Origin of the sequence: Streptomyces cacaoi, from assembly GCF_006539165.1 — a bacterium.
Lineage (GTDB): Bacteria > Actinomycetota > Actinomycetes > Streptomycetales > Streptomycetaceae > Streptomyces > Streptomyces cacaoi.
In genome coordinates this window covers 134,183-150,750 of the sequence record NZ_BJMM01000010.1, presented here as the reverse complement: position 1 = coordinate 150,750, position 16,568 = coordinate 134,183, and the positions used below count along the sequence as shown (strand labels likewise).

Sequence of the window (16,568 nt, the reverse complement as noted above, 5' to 3'; positions counted from 1 at the left end):
TGCAACACCATCCAAGTACGCGCCTTCTCCAGGGAGCTGCACATGAGCAACGCAACGGGGCGTCCCCCCGGGCCGGTACAGCCGCACGACCACGGCTACCGGGACAACATCGCCCAGGTCGAGCCGTACGGCATCGACCACATCCCCGACGCCGAGCGGCACGGAAAGCCCAGTTCCCAGTTCTTCATCTGGTTCGCCGCCGGCCTGAACTTCCCCATCATGCTGCTCGGCTTCAGCGCGGCCTCCCTCGGGCTGTCCATGGGAGCCGCCGTCTCCGCCATCGTCGTCGGCGCGCTCGTGGGCGCGACGGCCATGGGCGTGCTCTCCCGGATGGGCGTCCACCTCGGCGTGCCCCAGCAGATGCAGGCGCGGGGCCCGCTGGGGTTCGTCGGCAACCTGGTGCCGGTGGCCTACATCAACGTCTTCGCCGGCGTCGGCTGGGCCGCCGTCACCATCATCCTGGGCGGCAAGGCCCTCGGCGTACTGATCGGCATACCCTTCTGGGTCTGCGCCGTGCTGCTGGCCGGGCTGCAACTGACCGTCGCCGTCTTCGGCTACAACATGATCCACTACCTGGAGCGGATCCTCACCTTCGTACTGCTCGCCCTCTTCGTGCTGGTCACGGTCGTCGCCCTACGACGGGGAAGCTCCTTCCTCGCCGCCGACCCCTCGGCCTCCGGATACCACGGCCCCGTCGGCGGATGGATCACCCTCGCCGGGCACTTCCTGGCCTTCCTCATCGCCTGGCTCCCCTTCGCCTCCGACTACTCCCGCTACCTGCCCTCCACGCCCGGCATCAGCCGCCGCGCCGGCCTGCTCACCGCGCTCGGCAACTTCCTCACCCTCACCTGGCTCGGCATCACCGGCGCCGTCCTCGCCGGCGCCTCCGACTCCACCGACCCCATCGCCGCGCTCAAGGACCTCACCGGCCCCTGGGCCGTGCCCGCGATGCTCGCCATCCTGCTGTCGTCCTTCTCGCAGAACTTCCTCAACGTCTACGGCGGCGCCATCTCCCTCCAGACCCTCGGCCTCCCCTTCCGCCGCAGCACCTGCGTCACCTTCATCTGCCTCGCCGCACTCGGCGTCAGCATCTGGGCGGCGGACGGCATCTACACCTCCTTCGAGGTGTTCTTGAACCTCACCGCCTACTTCATCGCCCCCTACGTCGCCGTCCTGCTCATCGACTACCACGTCGGCCCCCGCAAGGACCGCTCACGGATCCCGGAACTGTACGACCGGAACCGCGTCCTCGAATGGGGCTTCGTCGCCTGGGCGGCGGGGGCGCTCGCGGCGGTCCCCTTCTGGAACTCGCACCTCTACACCGGCTTCGTCGCCGCGGACCACCCCGAGTGGGGAGAGCTCTCCTACTACGTCGGCTTCGCCGTCGCGGCCCTGGTCCACCTCGCCACCCGCAGACTGCCGCCGCTGTGGCACCGCTCCCCCACCCCGCACCCGACCGACGAAGCCCGCCCCGACGAGGACGACCATCCCCTGACCGACTCGAAGGCATGAACTGCCGTACATTGCGCGCCGGTTGACGCGGCGACGGGCATCGCGGTGCCGCTCCACACGGCTCGGGCCGGGGCCGGAGAAGGATTCGGATGGTGCTCGACGAGTTCAGGAAGGATGTCGCACGGAACGAAGCCGGCTCCGGCAGCGGGCACCACCGGAAAGGAGCACGCGATGCGCATCGCCTGCTGGGAACGGGATTTTCGACTGTGGCACTACACATTCAGCTACTCGCAGCTGTTGCTGCGCAGCGCTCCTCGCAACGACGAGGACACGCGGATCGATGTCCTCTTCTCCAACGTGTGCCACATGTCCGTGCCCGCCCGCTTGGCGGGCCTGACCATCGAGGAGGACGTTCCGGAAGGCGGACTGCCGGAGGGGGCCGTGGCGGAACCAGGCTTCCCCTACAAGGAATTCCGGCTGAACGGCGGGCTCGCCCGGGTGTACGCCACCCGGTGCCAGTGGCACGAGGACCACGCATGGCTCGATGCCCCTTCGCACTTCGGCCCGCTCCGCGGAGTCAAGTGAGGGTCCGGCCGGCACCGGCCCCCGGCTCCGGCGGCAGCTCCCGGAACGGCCGTTGCTCACCTGTACCCGTCGCGCGGCCGTGCGGCACCACCCGACGGGCCGCCCGGTGAGCAACGCCCCGGACAGCGGCGCCCGACAGCGCCCCGGAGGAGGCCCCTCCCGGACGGCCGCCCGACACGCTCGTGTTCGGGCAGCCGCACGGGAGGGGACGGGCACGCTCCGGGCAACGCGCCCCGGAGCGGCCGGTTCAGCGCAGTGAGCTGCCGAACTGTGCGCCGGTCACGGGCGCGTCGAGATCGCCGGGACCGAAGGAGGTGGCCTTGTCCGTCGTGACGCCCTTGGTGGTGCCACGGAGCGACCACACGGCGCCGGCGGAGTCGTTCTCCTCCGTCGAGGACACGTTGAGGTCGCGGTGTCCGTCACCGTCGACGTCGAGAAGGGCGCAGGCGGCGCCGAACTCGTCGTGTTCCTCCGCGACTCCGGGCACACCCGCGGTGTCCTGGTCCACCACCTGGCTGCCCTCGCCCGTGACCCCCTTCTCGGAGCCGTGCAGCAGGGCGACCGCGCCCGCGTCGTTCTTGTCCCCGCTGTTCTTCCAGCGGATGCCGAGCGCGACCTCGGCGCGGCCGTCGCCGGTCACGTCCTCGACCGAGACGCAGGAGCCGAGCATCTCGCCGTCCGAGGGCGCCTCGCCGGGGAAGCCCTCCAGGCTCTGGTCGAACGTCTGCCGACGGTCGGGCGACAGGCCGTCCTTCGTCCCGAAGACGACCGTGACCTCGTCGAACAGGTCGCTGCCGCCGCCCACCACGAGGTCGTCGTAGCCGTCGCCGTCCACGTCGCCCGCGTCCATGTCCCCGCCGGCGCCGTCCGGACCGGCGGACACCGTGAAGCCGGAGGGGCTGCCGAGGAGGGCGTCGCTGCTGTACACGCCGTCGCCCTCGTAGCGCCAGAAGACGAGGTCCTGACGGCCGTCACCGTTGACGTCGGCCACGCCACGGGCCGTCGACGGACCGCTGATCGAGGTGGCGCTGTTGTTCTCGTCGTCCCACTCGGACTTGTCCAGGAAGTCGAGCTTCTTGGCGGGGGTCCCGGACCGGGTCAGCGGTCCCTTCCACAGGGCCGCGGGCTGCCCGACCGGATCGTCGCCGCTGGACCCGGGGTCGCCCAGCAGGGCGAGGTCGGCCTGCCCGTCACCGTCGAAGTCGCCGATCTGCGGCGTCGTGCCGTACTCGGGTACGGCCGTGCCGCCGGTGAGCCCCTTGGCCGAGCCCCACAGGATGACGCTGCCCGCCGAGGCGTCCGCCGAGCCGACGACCAGGTCGGCATAGCCGTCCCCGTCCAGGTCGCCCCTGCTGAAGGAGTCCCCGAACCCCTGCTTGGCCGTGGCGCCGCCCGGCACGCCGCTCGTCGAACGGCTCACCAGTTGCTTGTTCGCGGTGTCGAGTCCCTCGGCCGAACCGTAGGTGACCGCCACATATCCGGCCTTCGCCTTGCCGCTGACGGTCCCTCCGGGGGCGCCGCTGACCAGGTCCGCGTAGCCGTCCCCGTTGATGTCCTCCGCCACGTCGGCCTTCTTCGCGGGCGGCTTCCCCTGCTCCGCTGCGGCGTCCGCCTTCTGCGGGAGGCCGAACACCCCGGTGGCCAGCCCGCCGACGGCCGCCACCACCAAGGCGGCCCCGGCGGTCGTGAACCGGACGGCCGAGGAGGAGCGCCGACGCGCCCCACCCCGCTCGGCCGGGCGTCTTCCATGGCTCATACGCTGCTTCCTCCTGCTGCCGGAACGGACACATGACCAGCGCGGCCGACAGCCTCAAGGGCCTTGTCCCGCAACGGGGTTGCCCCTCCTGCGAGACACCACCGGCCGACACTGTGATCCACTGCACCAGATGAGATGCGGCATGGCCATGAATAGTTCACGCGAATCCCACCCGTATTCACGGACTCCAGGGGGGAGTTCACGGCCGGGCCTCGCGCGACTGCGACTTCGCGGTCGGCTCGGCGCGGCAGCGATCAGCCACAGCGGCCTCGCCGTCACCCGTTCTCGTGGGGCGCGGCGGCGATGACCGTGTCGAGCATCGCGCGGGATGTCTGCAACTGCTCGATGGTGCGGGTGATCCGCTCGCTCTCCTGCCGAAGCCGGCTGACCAGATCCGGGCAGGTGGGTACCAGACGGCCGTCGTCAGCGCGGACGCAGGGCAGTACCCCGGCGATCAGAGAGGTCGAAAGCCCCGCGGCCAGCAGACAGCGGATGCGGCGCACCGTCTCGATGTCCGACTCGCTGTAGACGCGGTACCCGCTGGGCAACCGCTCGGGCGCGAGCAACCCCTGCTGCTCGTAGTAGCGCAGCAGCCGTTCGTGAACCCCCGTACGCCGGACCATCTCCCCCATGCGCATACCGCTCGCCCCTCCCCGAGCGCGACGTGCCACTTGACTCCGACACCGGTGTCGGAGTTTAGCGTCCCGGCATGACGCCTCCCGATCACTCACTTCCCAGCCCTCCCCTGGACGTCACGGTGCGAGGCAGCGGTCCCGGCCTGCTCCTCGCTCACGGTGCCGGGGGCAGCATCGCAAGCAACTTCGGCCACGTCCTCGGCGACCTCGCCGAGCACCACACTCTCGTCGGGCCCCACTACCCGGGAGCCGGCGGCTCCCCCGTCGCGACCGAGCCTCTGAACCTGGACGACCTCGCCGATCAGCTGGTCGCCGCAGCCATCGGGGCGGGACGGGAATCGTTCGCCGTGCTCGGTGAATCGCTCGGCTGCGCCGTCGCCGTCCGGATCGCCTCCCGGCATCCCGAGCGGGTCCGTGCGCTCGTCCTCACCGCCGGCTTCCCGGTGGCGGACCCCGTCCTCGCTCTGGCGGCGCGGCTCATCAAGTCCGCGGCGGCAGCGGGCCGATGGGATGACGTGGCGCGGCTCGCCCACCTTTCGTGCATGTCGCCGACGGACCTGGCAGACGTGGAGCCCGCCGACCTCGAAGCCGGAGTGGCCCGCACCCTTGCAGGGATACCACCGGGCATGCCGGACCACTTCGACCTGGTCTCCCGTGTGGATGTCCGGGCAGACCTGGGCAAGCTGTCGGCACCCACGCTGGTGATCGCGCCCACCGGGGACCGGCTGGTGCTGCCGCAGAGCTCCCACCGCCTGGCGGCGGGCATCCCGGACGCCACGCTGATCGAACTGCCCGGCGCCGCCCACATCTTGAGCGAGGCCGATCGCGCGACATGGCTGTGCCACGTCCGCGAGTTCCTCGCCACCGTACCGGCGTGACCGCTCGGCCCGACGGCTGACGGGCATGACCGCTGATCACTGTGCCCGCCCGCGCCCTCGGACCGACCGCCGCCTCACACCCCACCGACCGCGGACCGGCCACGCGGGTGCCGCGTCGCAGAGGCAGGCACGGCGTCCCCCGATACACGCCACACGGCGGGGCCCGCCGTGCCCGCCGGATGCCGCTCGGCCGCCCCTTCAGCCGGGGTCGACGACACAGGGGCGCTGACCATGTCGAAGGTGGTGAAGGCAGTGGAGGCCGTCCTCGGCAACTTCCGCAAGCGCTTCCCACATCGACGAACCCCAGGTCAGTCCCCCTCCCCCACCGGCTCCAGAATCGCCACGCACTCCATGTGATGGGTCATCGGGAACAGGTCGAAGGCGCGGACGAAGCGGGGGCGGTAGTTGTGGGTGGCGAAGTAGGAGAGGTCGCGGGCGAGGGCGGCGGGGTCGCAGGCCACGTAGGCGATGCGGCGGGGCCCGAGGGCAGCGACGCGTTCGACGAGGCGCTTGCCGGCGCCGGCCCGCGGGGGGTCGAGGACGACGAGATCGGCCTCGGTGATGCCGGTGCGGGGCAGAACCTGTTCGACCTTGCCCTGTTCGATGCGGACCCGGGGCAGGTCCGCGAGGTTGCGCCGCGCGTCGGCGGCGGCCCGCTTGCCGGATTCGATGCCGAGCACCGCGCCCTTCTCGCCCACGCGTTGGGCCAGCGCACCGGCGAACAGGCCGACGCCGCAGTACAGATCGATCGCGGTCTCGCCCTTGCGGGGGGTCAGACCGCGCATGACGGCGTCGACGAGGAGTTCCGCCGCCTGCGGGTGCACCTGCCAGAAGCCGCCCTCGCCGACCCGCCAGGTGCGGTCGTCGGCACGTTCGCGGACGAAGTCGCGGCCGTGCACACGGTGTACGGCGCCGTCCTTCTCGCCGACCCTGAGCACCGAGACGGGCCGGTCGAGTTCGACGATCGGCAGGCGGGCGCCGGGCCGCGGGGTGAGGACGACCTGGCGGTCGGCCGAGCCGGTGGCGGCGACGGCGTCGACGGTGGCGATGCCGGGCCACTGCCGGGTCTCGATGCCGAGTTCGGCGATGCCGGGGGCCGCGATGGGGCAGTGGTCGATGGGCTCGATCTCGTGGGAGCGGTGCCGGCGCAGTCCGACGCGGCCCTCCTCGTCGACGGCGTATCCCATGCGGGTGCGCCAGGCGGGCACCTCGCCCGGGGCGACCTTGTCGCCCGGCGCGGGTTCGACGGTGCCGTCCCAGTGGATGTCCTCGGGGGTCAGACCGGCGAGCCTGTGCAGCTGTTCGGTGAGGACCTCGGCCTTCAGCCGGCGCTGGGCCCCGGGCTTGACGTGCTGCCAGTCGCAGCCGCCGCAGCGGCCGGGGCCGGAGAACGGGCAGGGGGCCGCGACGCGGTCCTTGGCGGCGTCCAGGATCCGTACGGCGTCGGCCCGCAGGAAGCGGGAGTCGGAGCGCCCCTCGGTGACCCGCGCGACGACGCGTTCGCCGGGCAGTGTGTGCCGCACGAACAGCACCCGCCCGGCCTCCGTGCGGGCGACGCAGTGCCCGCCGTGTGCGACGGGCCCGACCTCGACCTCGTACTCCTCCCCCACGAGGGAGTCCGTGGTGGAGGTGGCCGGGCCCTCGGAGGGTGCGCCGGAAGCGGCTTCGGACATGGCGGGGTAGCTCCAGACGTACGGGTGCGGGCGTGCGAGCGGGGGCGGGCGCCGGGGCGCCGGCGGGTGCGGTGGGGTGTCCTGGCCGGGCGCCTCCGTCGCCGGAGCCGGCTCGGAGGCCACCGCCGGGGACGGGCCGCAGCGGTGCAGTCTACTTGCCGCGCGGTCCGGGCATCCCCGGCCGTCCGCCGTTCCCCTTCTCGGAGCCGCGGCTCTCCTTGGACGCCTTGGTGGCCTTGCGGTGCGGGGTGGCGGGGCCGCGGCGCACGGCGCCGGGCGCGTTCCACTGCTCGCGCCGCCGGGCCCTGCGGCGGGCCAGCTCGGAGGACTCCAGCTGGTAGGGGACGGAGGTCACCATCACGCCGGGGGTGAACAGCAGCCGGCCCTTGAGGCGCAGCGCGCTCTGGTTGTGCAGCAGGTGCTCGTACCAGCGCCCGACGACGTACTCGGGGATGAAGACGCTCACCACCTCGCGCGGCTGTTCCTTGCGCAGCCGCTTCACGTAGTCGATGACGGGGCGGGAGATCTCCCGGTAGGGCGAGTCGAGGATGGTCAGCGGGATGTCGATGCCGCGTTCGTCCCAGTCCCTGCGCAGCTGTTCCGTCTCGGCGTGGTCGACGTTGACGGTGACGGCCTCCATGGTGTCCGAGCGCATCAGCCGGGCGTAACGCAGCGCCCGCAGCGTCGGCTTGTGGATCTTGGAGACGAGGACGATGGAGTGCACGGCGGAGGGCCTGGCCCGGGCCGCCTCGTCCGGGTCCTCGGCGGACAGCTCGTCGGAGACGCCGTCGTAGTGCCGGCGGATCGAGGTCATCAGGGCGTAGAAGAGCGCCATGCCCAGCAGGGAGACCCAGGCTCCGTGGCTGAACTTGGTGATGAGGACGACGACCAGCACGACGCCGGTGAGGAAGGCCCCGAACGCGTTGATGGCCCGCGAGCGGTGCATGTGCCGCCGGCGGGCCGGGTCCGTCTCGGTGGTCAGCAGCCGGTTCCAGTGCCGGACCATGCCCGTCTGGGACAGCGTGAAGGAGACGAAGACGCCGACGATGTACAGCTGGATCAGCCGCGTCGAGTCGGCGTCGTAGATCACGACGAGTATCGCGGCGGCGCCGGCCAGCAGCACGATGCCGTTGGAGAACGCCAGCCGGTCGCCGCGGGTGTGCAGCTGCCGGGGCAGGTAGCGGTCCTGCGCGAGGATCGAGCCGAGCAGCGGGAAGCCGTTGTAGGCGGTGTTGGCGGCGAGGAAGAGGACGAGCGCGGTGGCCGCGGCGAGGAAGAGGAACGGCAGCGTGCCGTCGCCGAAGACCGCTGCGGCCACCTGGGAGATGACCGGGTTCTGGTGGTAGTCGGAGCCCGCGGCGTGCCCGTTGATCAGCAGGTCCGTGGCCGGGTTCTCGGCCATTTTGACGTCGGTGACCAGGGCGAGCGCGATCACGCCGCAGAACATCGTCACGGCGATGCCGCCCATCAGGGCCAGGGTGGTCGCCGCGTTGCGCGACTTGGGCTTGCGGAAGGCGGGCACGCCGTTGCTGATCGCCTCGACGCCGGTGAGGGCCGCGCAGCCGGAGGAGAACGCGCGCAGCAGCAGGAAGGCGAGCGCCATGCCGCCGAGCCCGGTCTGGGTGGAGTGGATGTGGAAGTCGGCGGTGGGCGCCTTCATCTCCTGGCCGAGCAGGGCGCCGCGCACCACCCCCCAGACGATCAGGCCGAGGACGCCGACGACGAAGCAGTAGGTCGGGATGGCGAACAGCTTTCCCGACTCGCGTACGCCCCGCAGGTTCATCAGCGTCAGCAGGACGATGACGGCGACAGCGCACAGCGTCTTGTGCTCGACGACGAAGGGGATGGCCGAGCCGAGGTTCTCCACCCCGGACGAGATGGACACCGCCACGGTCAGGACGTAGTCGACGAGGAGCGCACTGGCCACCGTCAGCCCCGCGCGGCGGCCGAGGTTGGTGGTGGCCACCTCGTAGTCGCCGCCGCCGCTGGGGTAGGCGTGCACGTTCTGCCGGTAGGAGGCGACGACGGTGAACATCAGCACGACGACGGCGCCGGCGATCCACGGGCTGAAGTGGTAGGCGGAGGTCCCGGCGACCGACAGGACGAGCAGCACCTCGCCCGGCGCGTAGGCGACGGAGGAGAGCGGGTCCGAGGCGAAGACGGGGAGCGCGACCCGCTTGGGCAGCAGGGTGTGGCTCAGTCTGTCGCTGCGAAGGGCCCTCCCGAGGAGGAGTCGTTTCGGTACGTCGGTCATCCTGGACACGCAGAGGATCGTATGCGGTCCTTCATGGGATGCTGAGACGGCCCGCTGGTTGGACGAAGGGACGGGCGTGCACATTGTGATCATGGGCTGCGGGCGAGTGGGAGCGGAGCTCGCGCAGACCCTGGAGCGACAGGGGCATACGGTGGCGGTCGTCGACCGTGACCCCACCGCCTTCCGGCGTCTCGGCTCCGGATTCGGGGGCCGCCGCGTCACGGGGATCGGCTTCGACAGGGACACCCTGCGGGAGGCCGGTATCGAGGAGGCCGGTGCCTTCGCCGCGGTCAGCAGCGGTGACAACTCGAACATCATTGCCGCCCGGGTCGCCCGGGAGATGTTCGGCATCGAGCACGTGGCGGCCCGTATCTACGACCCGCGGCGGGCCGAGGTCTACCAGCGGCTGGGCATCCCCACGGTGGCGACGGTCCGCTGGACCGCCGATCAGATGCTGCGCCGGCTGCTCCCGTCGGGCTCGGAGACCCTGTGGCGGGATCCGAGCGGCGCCGTGCAGCTCGCGGAGGTCGCCGTCTCGCCGAAGTGGGTCGGCCAGCGCGTCAGCCGCCTCCAGGAGGACGCCGGTGTGCGCATCGCCTTCCTCACCCGGCTGGGCGAGGCCATGCTGCCCACGTCCCAGACGGTCCTCCAGGACGGCGACCTCGTGCACGTGATGATGCGGTGCGGGGACGTGGCGCGCGTCGAGGAGGTCTTCATGGTCGGCCCGAAGGACACCGCGTGACGGGCCGGCGGGCGGCCGGCGGACCGCGTCCGGCGACGACCATCCGGGCCGCTGCCCGCGCCGGGCACGGCGAAGCTCACGACGAAGCCGAAGCACACGACGAAGCTCACGAAGGAAACAAGGCATGAGGGTCGCGATCGCGGGAGCGGGGGCGGTCGGCCGTTCGATCGCGGGCGAGCTGCTGGAGAACGGTCACGAGGTGCTGCTGATCGACAAGGCACCGACGGCGATCTCCGTGGAGCGGGTGCCGCAGGCGGAGTGGCTGCTGGCCGACGCCTGCGAGATCACCTCGCTCGACGAGGCGGCGCTGGAACGCTGCCATGTGGTCATCGCGGCGACCGGCGACGACAAGGTGAACCTCGTCGTCTCGCTGCTGGGCAAGACCGAGTACGGGGTGCCGCGCGTGGTGGCACGGGTCAACAACCCCAAGAACGAATGGCTGTTCAACGAGTCGTGGGGGGTGGATGTCGCCGTCTCCACGCCGCGGCTGATGTCGGCGCTCGTGGAGGAGGCGGTCAGCGTCGGCGATCTGGTGCGGCTGATGCGTTTCTCACAGGGCGACGCGAACCTGGTGGAGCTGACGCTGCCGCCGCAGTCCCCGCTGGCCGGTACCCGGGTGGGCGACGTGGGCTGGCCGGAGGACACCTCGCTGGTCACCATCATCCGCGGCAACCGGGTGCTGACGCCGGACCAGGACGATGCGCTGGAGGCCGGGGACGAGCTGCTGTTCGTGGCGGCGCCGGCCCGCGAGGAACAGCTGGAGCAGCTGCTGTCGGCGCGCTCCTGAGCCGGCTCGCCGCACGACGACGGCCCGGCTCCGCACTCGGGTGCGGGGCCGGGCCGAAGCGTGTACGGGGGCGTCAGCGGCGGTGGCGGCCCGCGGGGGCGCCGTCGGGCCGGGCGGCCTTCGCCGCTTCCTTCTCGGCCTCGGCGGCGGCCTCCTCGGCCTCCATCTCGGCGATGACGTTGATCGGGGCCGGGGCCTTCGCGAGGAAGATCCAGGTCAGATACACGGCCAGCAGGAACGGCGGGATCTTCAGTGCGACGGTGACCCAGCCGAACTGCGCGGTGTCGCCCCAGAAGTAGAGCGGGAAGAGCACGGCGCACTTGCCGAGGAGGATGAAGCCCCAGGCGTAACTGGCTCTGGTGTACGCCTTCTTGCGGCCGGGGTTGCGGGTGCGCCAGGAGAGGTTCTCCTTGAACACCGGGCCGAGCACGAGGCCGAGCAGCGGCACCCCGGCCAGCGAGGTGACGAGGTAGGCGAGGGCCAGCCCGAGCGTGTAGAGCATGCCGGGCAGATAGAAGTCCTTGGCGTTGCCGGTCATCATCGCGAACAGCACACCGAAGCCCACGCCGAAGATCCCGCTGAAGGCGTGCTTGATGGTGTCTCTGCGCACGAGCCGGAAGACGACCATGACGCCGGCGAGCACCAGCGCGGTGATCGCGGCCGCGTGGATGTCCTTGTTCACCGTGTACATCGCGATGAACACGAGGCCGGGGACGGTCGTCTCCACGAGGCCGCGGACGCCGCCGAACGCCTCGAAGAGCGCGGCCTCCGTCACGGCCTGGGAGCCGCTCTCATCCGGCTCCGGCGCCGCCCCGTCCGTTCCCGTCTGCTTGTCGAGAGGGGTCACCCACTACTCCTGTCCGAGGGGTCGCAGCTCGTACTTGGGGTTGAACATCACGGGACGGCCGTGGCTCGCGGTGATCCGCCCCCAGACGATCAGCTTGCGGCCCGGCTCGATGCCCGCGATGGAGCGGCGGCCCAGCCAGACGACGTCCAAGGCCGCCGAGCCGTCGAACAGCTCGGCTTCCAGGGTGGGAACTCCGGCGCGCGGCCGTAGCGTGACCGTCCGCAGCGTACCGGTCACGCGGACGAGGTCGCGGTCCGCGCAGTCGGAGATGCGTGTGCACCCCGTGCCCTCCGCCTCCTCGCGCAGTTCCGCGGAGCGCAGGTCCTCCTCCGAGGAGGACAGCCGTTCCAGGAAGCGGCGGAAGCGGCCCTGGCCGGGGCTCCGCTGCTCTCGGGTGGCGCCAGTCATAACGGCCAGGGTACCGCCGGAAGGGGGCCGGACGACACGCCCGTCCGGCGGCCGTGACCGGCGGTTCCGGGTCGGTACCGAGGCGGTACCGGCGCCGCGGAGCCCGCCTGTGAGCCGCGCCGGACCGGGCGCGGCGCCAGGGTCACTTCTCGAAGCGGTAGCCCATTCCCGCCTCGGTGACGAAGTGCCGGGGATGGGACGGGTCGGCCTCCAGCTTGCGGCGGAGCTGGGCCATGTAGACCCGCAGATAGTTGGTCTCGGTGCCGTAGGACGGGCCCCAGACCTCCTTGAGCAGCTGCTTCTGGCTGACCAGGCGGCCGGGGTTGCGGACGAGCACCTCCAGCAGATGCCACTCGGTGGGCGTGAGGCGGACGTCCTTGCCGCTGCGGTGGACCTTCTTGGCGGCCAGGTCGACGCTGAAGCCCTCGGTCTCGATCACCCCGGCGTCCTCGGGCATCCCCACGGGCGGCTCGGCGCGGCGGACGGCGGCGCGCAGCCGGGCCAGCAGTTCGTCCATGCCGAACGGCTTGGTCACGTAGTCGTCGGCGCCGGCGTCGAGCGCCTCGACCTTCTCGTCCGAGGTCTGCCGGGCGGAGAGCACCAGGATCGGTACCCGGGTCCAGCCGCGGATGCCGCGGATGACGTCGACGCCGTCCATGTCGGGCAGGCCCAGGTCGAGGACCACGACGTCGGGGTGGCGGTCGGCGGCGAGCCGCAGGGCCGTGGCGCCGTCGTGGGCGGCGTCGACCTCGTACTTCCGCGCCTTGAGGTTGATCACGAGGGCACGGACGATCTGCGGCTCGTCGTCGACCACAAGCACCCGGTGCATGCTGCTTCCTTTCGCCTTCCTGATTCCGTTGTGGGGCGCCCGCCGGGCGGGTCCGCCCGGTGCCGCCCGCGCGCGAGGGCGCCGTTCACGCCCCCGAACGCTGCCGTGCGAGGGGCGCGGCCGAAGCCTGCGGGGGCACACACGCGCCCGCGGGCCGGCGCCCGTGCGCCGCGCACAGGGTCAGCACCATCGTCATACCGCCGCCGGGGGTGTCCTCGGCCTCCAGGCTGCCTCCCATGGCCTCGGCGAAGCCACGGGCGACGGCGAGCCCCAGGCCCACTCCGGCGCCCGCCGGGGCGTCGCCGTAGCGCTGGAACGGTTCGAAGATGCGGTCCTTGGCGCTGTCGGGGACGCCGGGTCCGCGGTCGGTGACGCGGACCTCGACGCGGTCGGCGAGCGCGCTCGCCTTGATCAGCACCTTCTTGTCGGCGGGGCTGTACTTGACGGCGTTCTCCACGAGGTTGGCGACCGTGCGCTCCAGCAGCCCCGGGTCGACGGCGACCAGCGGCAGCGCCTCGGCGACGGCCAGCCGCACGCTGCCCTCGGCCACGCCGGAGAGCGCCTTGGGCACGACCTCCTCCAGGCTGATGTCCCGGATGAGCGGCGCGACGGTGCCGGTCTGGAGCCGGGACATGTCCAGCAGGTTCCCGACCAGGTTGTCCAGCTTGTCGGCGCCTTCCTCGATGGCCCCGAGCAGCTCGGCCTCGTCCTGCGGCGACCACTCGACGTCGGCGCTGCGCAGCGAGGTGACGGACGCCTTGATGGCGGCCAGCGGGGTGCGCAGGTCGTGCGAGACGGCGGCGAGCAGGGCGGTGCGGATGCGGTTGCCCTCGGCGAGTTCGCGGGCGCGTTCGGCCTCGCCGAGCAGCCGCTGCCGGTCGAGCACCCCGACCGCCTGGGCGGCGAAGGCGGCCAGGACGCGGCGGTCCTCGGCGGGCAGGACGCGGCCGGAGAGCACGAGCATCATGTTGTCGCCGACCGGCATGTCCACGTCCCCGTCCTCCGGGGTGGCCGGGCGGGCGCTGTCGTCGTCCGGGCCGACGCTGCCGGCGCAGGTCCACGGGCCGCGCTCGTCGGAGCGTTCCAGCAGCGCGACGGAGTCCATGCCGAAGGTCTCCCGAACCTGCTCCAGCATGGCCTCCAGGCTGGACGGGCCCGCGGACCCGGCGGCGGCGCCGCCTCCGCCGCGCAGCACGCTGCCGGCGAGCACGGCGAGGATCTCCGATTCGGCCCGCAGCCGGGCGGCCTGCTGGGTGCGGCGGGCGGCGAGGTCCACGACGGAGGCGACGGCCACCGCGACGCCGAAGAAGACCACCAGCGAGACGACGTTGCGCCCGCTGCTGATCGTCCAGGTGTGGATGGGCTCGGTGAAGAAGAAGTTCAGCAGGACCGAGCAGACCGTCGCCGAGGCCAGCGCCGGCAGCAGTCCGCCCACCAGCCCGGCGGCCACGGTCAGCACCAGGAAGAGCAGGACGTCGTTGGCGAAGCCGATGTGCGGATCGAAGGTGATCATCGCGTAGGCGAGCAGCGCCGGGGCCGCGAAGGCGGTGACCCAGCCGGCGATCACCCGGGAGCGGCCCAGCCGCGCGGCGCGGGAGCCGGGCAGCCCGCGCCCCTTGGCGACCTCGTCGTGGGTGACGATGTGCACGTCCAGATCGGGTCCCGAGTCCCGGGCCACGGTCGCGCCGACGCCGGGCCCGAACATGTACTGCCACGCCTTGCGGCGCGAGGAGCCGAGCACGATCTGGGTGGCGTTGACGCCGCGGGCGAAGTCGAGCAGCGCGTCGGGGATCTCGTCGCCGATCACATGGTGGTAGGTGCCGCCCAGGTCCTCGACGAGGGTGCGCTGGACGGCCAGTTCCTTGGGGGAGGCGGCGGCGAGCCCGTCGGCCTGGGCTATGTGCACGGCGAGGATCTCGCTGCCCGAGCCCTTGGCCGCGATCCGGGCGGCCCGGCGTATGAGGGTGCGCCCCTCGGGGCCGCCGGTGAGGCCGACAACGATGCGCTCGCGGGCCTGCCAGGTGGAGCGTATGCGGTGCTCGCTGCGGTACTTCTGGAGGTACTCGTCGACGCGGTCGGCGGTCCACAGGAGGGCCAGCTCGCGCAGCGCCGTGAGGTTGCCGGGGCGGAAGTAGCTGGAGAGGGCGGCGTCTATCCGGTCGGGGGCGTAGATGTTGCCGTGCGCCATCCGGCGGCGCAGCGCCTGGGGCGACATGTCGACCAGCTCGATCTGGTCGGCACGCCGCACCACCTCGTCCGGGACGGTCTCGCGCTGCCGCACCCCGGTGATCGACTCGACGACGTCCCCGAGCGACTCCAGGTGCTGGATGTTGACGGTGGAGATCACGTCGATGCCCGCGTCGAGGAACTCCTCGACGTCCTGCCAGCGCTTCTCGTTGCGGGAGCCGGGCACGTTGGTGTGCGCCAGCTCGTCGACCACGGCGACGGCCGGACGGCGGGCCAGCACCGCGTCCGGGTCGAGTTCGGTGAGCCGGGCGCCACGGTGGGTGAGCTCGCGCCGGGGCACCTGCTCCAGCCCGTGCAGCATGGCCTGGGTACGGGGCCGGTCGTGGTGCTCGACGAAGCCGACGACGACATCGGTGCCGCGCTCCAGGCGGCGCTGGGCCTCGGAGAGCACGGCGTAGGTCTTGCCGACGCCGGGCGCGGCACCGAGGTAGATCCGCAGCTGTCCGCGCCGCGGCTGGACTCCTGACGCCATGCGTTCCATTGTCGCCGTTCCCACAGGTGTTCCCCTCCCGGACCGGGGAGCGAACCGTCAGGGTTCCGTAAGGATCGCGGCCGGAGCCCGGAGCCCGGGGGCCGGGCCGCCGGAGGGGACGCCGCCGGGGCCGGCGCTCAGCCGGCCGCGACGGGCTCCGCCGGGGCCTCCCGCTCTCTCAGCTCGCCGTCGGCCAGCTCGACGACGCGGTCGGCGAGGCCCAGCAGCGTCTCGTCGTGGGTGGCGACCAGGGCCGTGACGGGCTCCTCGCCGTCCTCGCCGTCGGCGCCGCCCTCGCCGCGGACGACGGCCCGCAGCAGCTCCATCACCTCGCGCCCGGTCTCCGCGTCGAGCTGCCCCGTGGGCTCGTCGGCGAGGAGCAGCGCCGGGCGGTTGGCCAGCGCCCGGGCGATGGCGACCCGCTGCTGCTGGCCGCCGGACAGCTCGCCGGGCCGCTGCCGGGCGTGCTCGTCGAGGCCGACGAGGGCGAGCAGCAGCGCGACGCGGCGGTCCCGCTCGGGGGCCGGGGTCCGGCGCAGCCGCAGGGGCACACCGACGTTCTCGGCGGCGGTCAGCTGGGGCAGCAGCGCGAAGGACTGGAAGACGAAGCCGATGCGGTCGCGGCGCAGGGCGAGGTTCTCGCGGTCACCGAGGGTGGCGAGGTCGGTGCCGTCGACGGTGATCCGTCCGGAGCCGGGGGTGTCGAGCCCGCCGACGAGGTTCAGCAGCGTCGTCTTGCCGGAACCCGATCTGCCGCGTACGGCGACGAGTTCGCCGCGCCGGACCGTGAGCGAGACGCCGCGCAGCGCGTGCACCGCGCGCGGACCGCTCCCGTAGGTCCGGTGCACGTCTTGGACCTCGACCATGTCCGGCGTGTGCGCCAACTCTCCAGCCCCGTCCTCTTCTTCGGCCCTGTCCGGCCGTGGGCCAGTATGCGGTGGCCGTCGGCCGGGGGGCAACGGGAGGGGTTCCCGGGGACGGAATTCCGCTGCATGATGTCGCC

The 16,568-nt window shown here is 72.2% G+C and carries 14 protein-coding genes; 5 read left to right on the top strand and 9 right to left on the bottom strand.

From position 1 onward, the window contains the following. Window positions 1-42 precede the first annotated feature (42 nt). Window positions 43-1,512: a purine-cytosine permease family protein gene (locus SCA03_RS12690; protein ID WP_086815570.1), complete on the top strand. Its 1,470-nt coding sequence runs from the start codon at window positions 43-45 to the stop codon at window positions 1,510-1,512. A gap of 171 nt (window positions 1,513-1,683) precedes the next feature. Continuing rightward, complete coding sequence (locus SCA03_RS12685; protein WP_141275373.1) at window positions 1,684-2,037, top strand: hypothetical protein; 354 nt, start codon at window positions 1,684-1,686, stop codon at window positions 2,035-2,037. 247 nt (window positions 2,038-2,284) lie between these two features. Here SCA03_RS12685 and SCA03_RS12680 read toward each other — a convergent pair whose 3' ends face one another. Then, on the bottom strand, window positions 2,285-3,793 hold the full coding sequence (locus tag SCA03_RS12680) for an FG-GAP repeat domain-containing protein (RefSeq protein WP_030876952.1): 1,509 nt from the start codon (window positions 3,791-3,793) through the stop codon (window positions 2,285-2,287). A gap of 275 nt (window positions 3,794-4,068) precedes the next feature. Further along, window positions 4,069-4,431: a MerR family transcriptional regulator gene (locus SCA03_RS12675; RefSeq protein WP_030891700.1), complete on the bottom strand. Its 363-nt coding sequence runs from the start codon at window positions 4,429-4,431 to the stop codon at window positions 4,069-4,071. Between the two features lie 71 nt (window positions 4,432-4,502). On the opposite strand from SCA03_RS12675, the gene SCA03_RS12670 reads away from it, so the two are divergent. Then, window positions 4,503-5,306 (top strand): alpha/beta fold hydrolase, encoded by an 804-nt coding sequence (locus tag SCA03_RS12670; protein WP_030891697.1) that lies wholly within the window; start codon window positions 4,503-4,505, stop codon window positions 5,304-5,306. A gap of 308 nt (window positions 5,307-5,614) precedes the next feature. Here the strand turns inward: SCA03_RS12670 and SCA03_RS12665 are convergent, their stop codons facing one another. Then, complete coding sequence (locus SCA03_RS12665) at window positions 5,615-6,979, bottom strand: class I SAM-dependent RNA methyltransferase (protein WP_086815575.1); 1,365 nt, start codon at window positions 6,977-6,979, stop codon at window positions 5,615-5,617. 151 nt (window positions 6,980-7,130) lie between these two features. Then, window positions 7,131-9,242 (bottom strand): APC family permease, encoded by a 2,112-nt coding sequence (locus tag SCA03_RS12660; RefSeq protein ID WP_030876964.1) that lies wholly within the window; start codon window positions 9,240-9,242, stop codon window positions 7,131-7,133. 67 nt (window positions 9,243-9,309) lie between these two features. Between SCA03_RS12660 and SCA03_RS12655 the strand changes: the two genes are divergently transcribed. Both SCA03_RS12655 and SCA03_RS12650 read left to right on the top strand, forming a co-directional pair. Beyond that, window positions 9,310-9,975, top strand: coding sequence for a potassium channel family protein (locus tag SCA03_RS12655; protein ID WP_086817272.1), 666 nt, complete (start codon window positions 9,310-9,312; stop codon window positions 9,973-9,975). Between the two features lie 124 nt (window positions 9,976-10,099). Then, window positions 10,100-10,762: a potassium channel family protein gene (locus tag SCA03_RS12650; RefSeq protein WP_030876970.1), complete on the top strand. Its 663-nt coding sequence runs from the start codon at window positions 10,100-10,102 to the stop codon at window positions 10,760-10,762. A 73-nt stretch (window positions 10,763-10,835) separates the two neighbouring features. Here SCA03_RS12650 and SCA03_RS12645 read toward each other — a convergent pair whose 3' ends face one another. From SCA03_RS12645 to SCA03_RS12625, 5 genes are all read right to left on the bottom strand, one after another. Then, complete coding sequence (locus SCA03_RS12645; RefSeq protein ID WP_030876972.1) at window positions 10,836-11,609, bottom strand: DUF3159 domain-containing protein; 774 nt, start codon at window positions 11,607-11,609, stop codon at window positions 10,836-10,838. 3 nt (window positions 11,610-11,612) lie between these two features. Next, a complete protein-coding gene (locus SCA03_RS12640) occupies window positions 11,613-12,017 on the bottom strand; it encodes an OB-fold nucleic acid binding domain-containing protein (protein WP_030876976.1) in 405 nt (134 codons plus the stop codon). A 142-nt stretch (window positions 12,018-12,159) separates the two neighbouring features. Beyond that, window positions 12,160-12,846: a response regulator gene (locus SCA03_RS12635; protein WP_086817274.1), complete on the bottom strand. Its 687-nt coding sequence runs from the start codon at window positions 12,844-12,846 to the stop codon at window positions 12,160-12,162. Between the two features lie 85 nt (window positions 12,847-12,931). Continuing rightward, a complete protein-coding gene (locus tag SCA03_RS12630; RefSeq protein ID WP_030876982.1) occupies window positions 12,932-15,565 on the bottom strand; it encodes an ATP-binding protein in 2,634 nt (877 codons plus the stop codon). Between the two features lie 137 nt (window positions 15,566-15,702). After that, window positions 15,703-16,431: an ABC transporter ATP-binding protein gene (locus SCA03_RS12625; protein WP_030876984.1), complete on the bottom strand. Its 729-nt coding sequence runs from the start codon at window positions 16,429-16,431 to the stop codon at window positions 15,703-15,705. Window positions 16,432-16,568 lie beyond the last annotated feature (137 nt).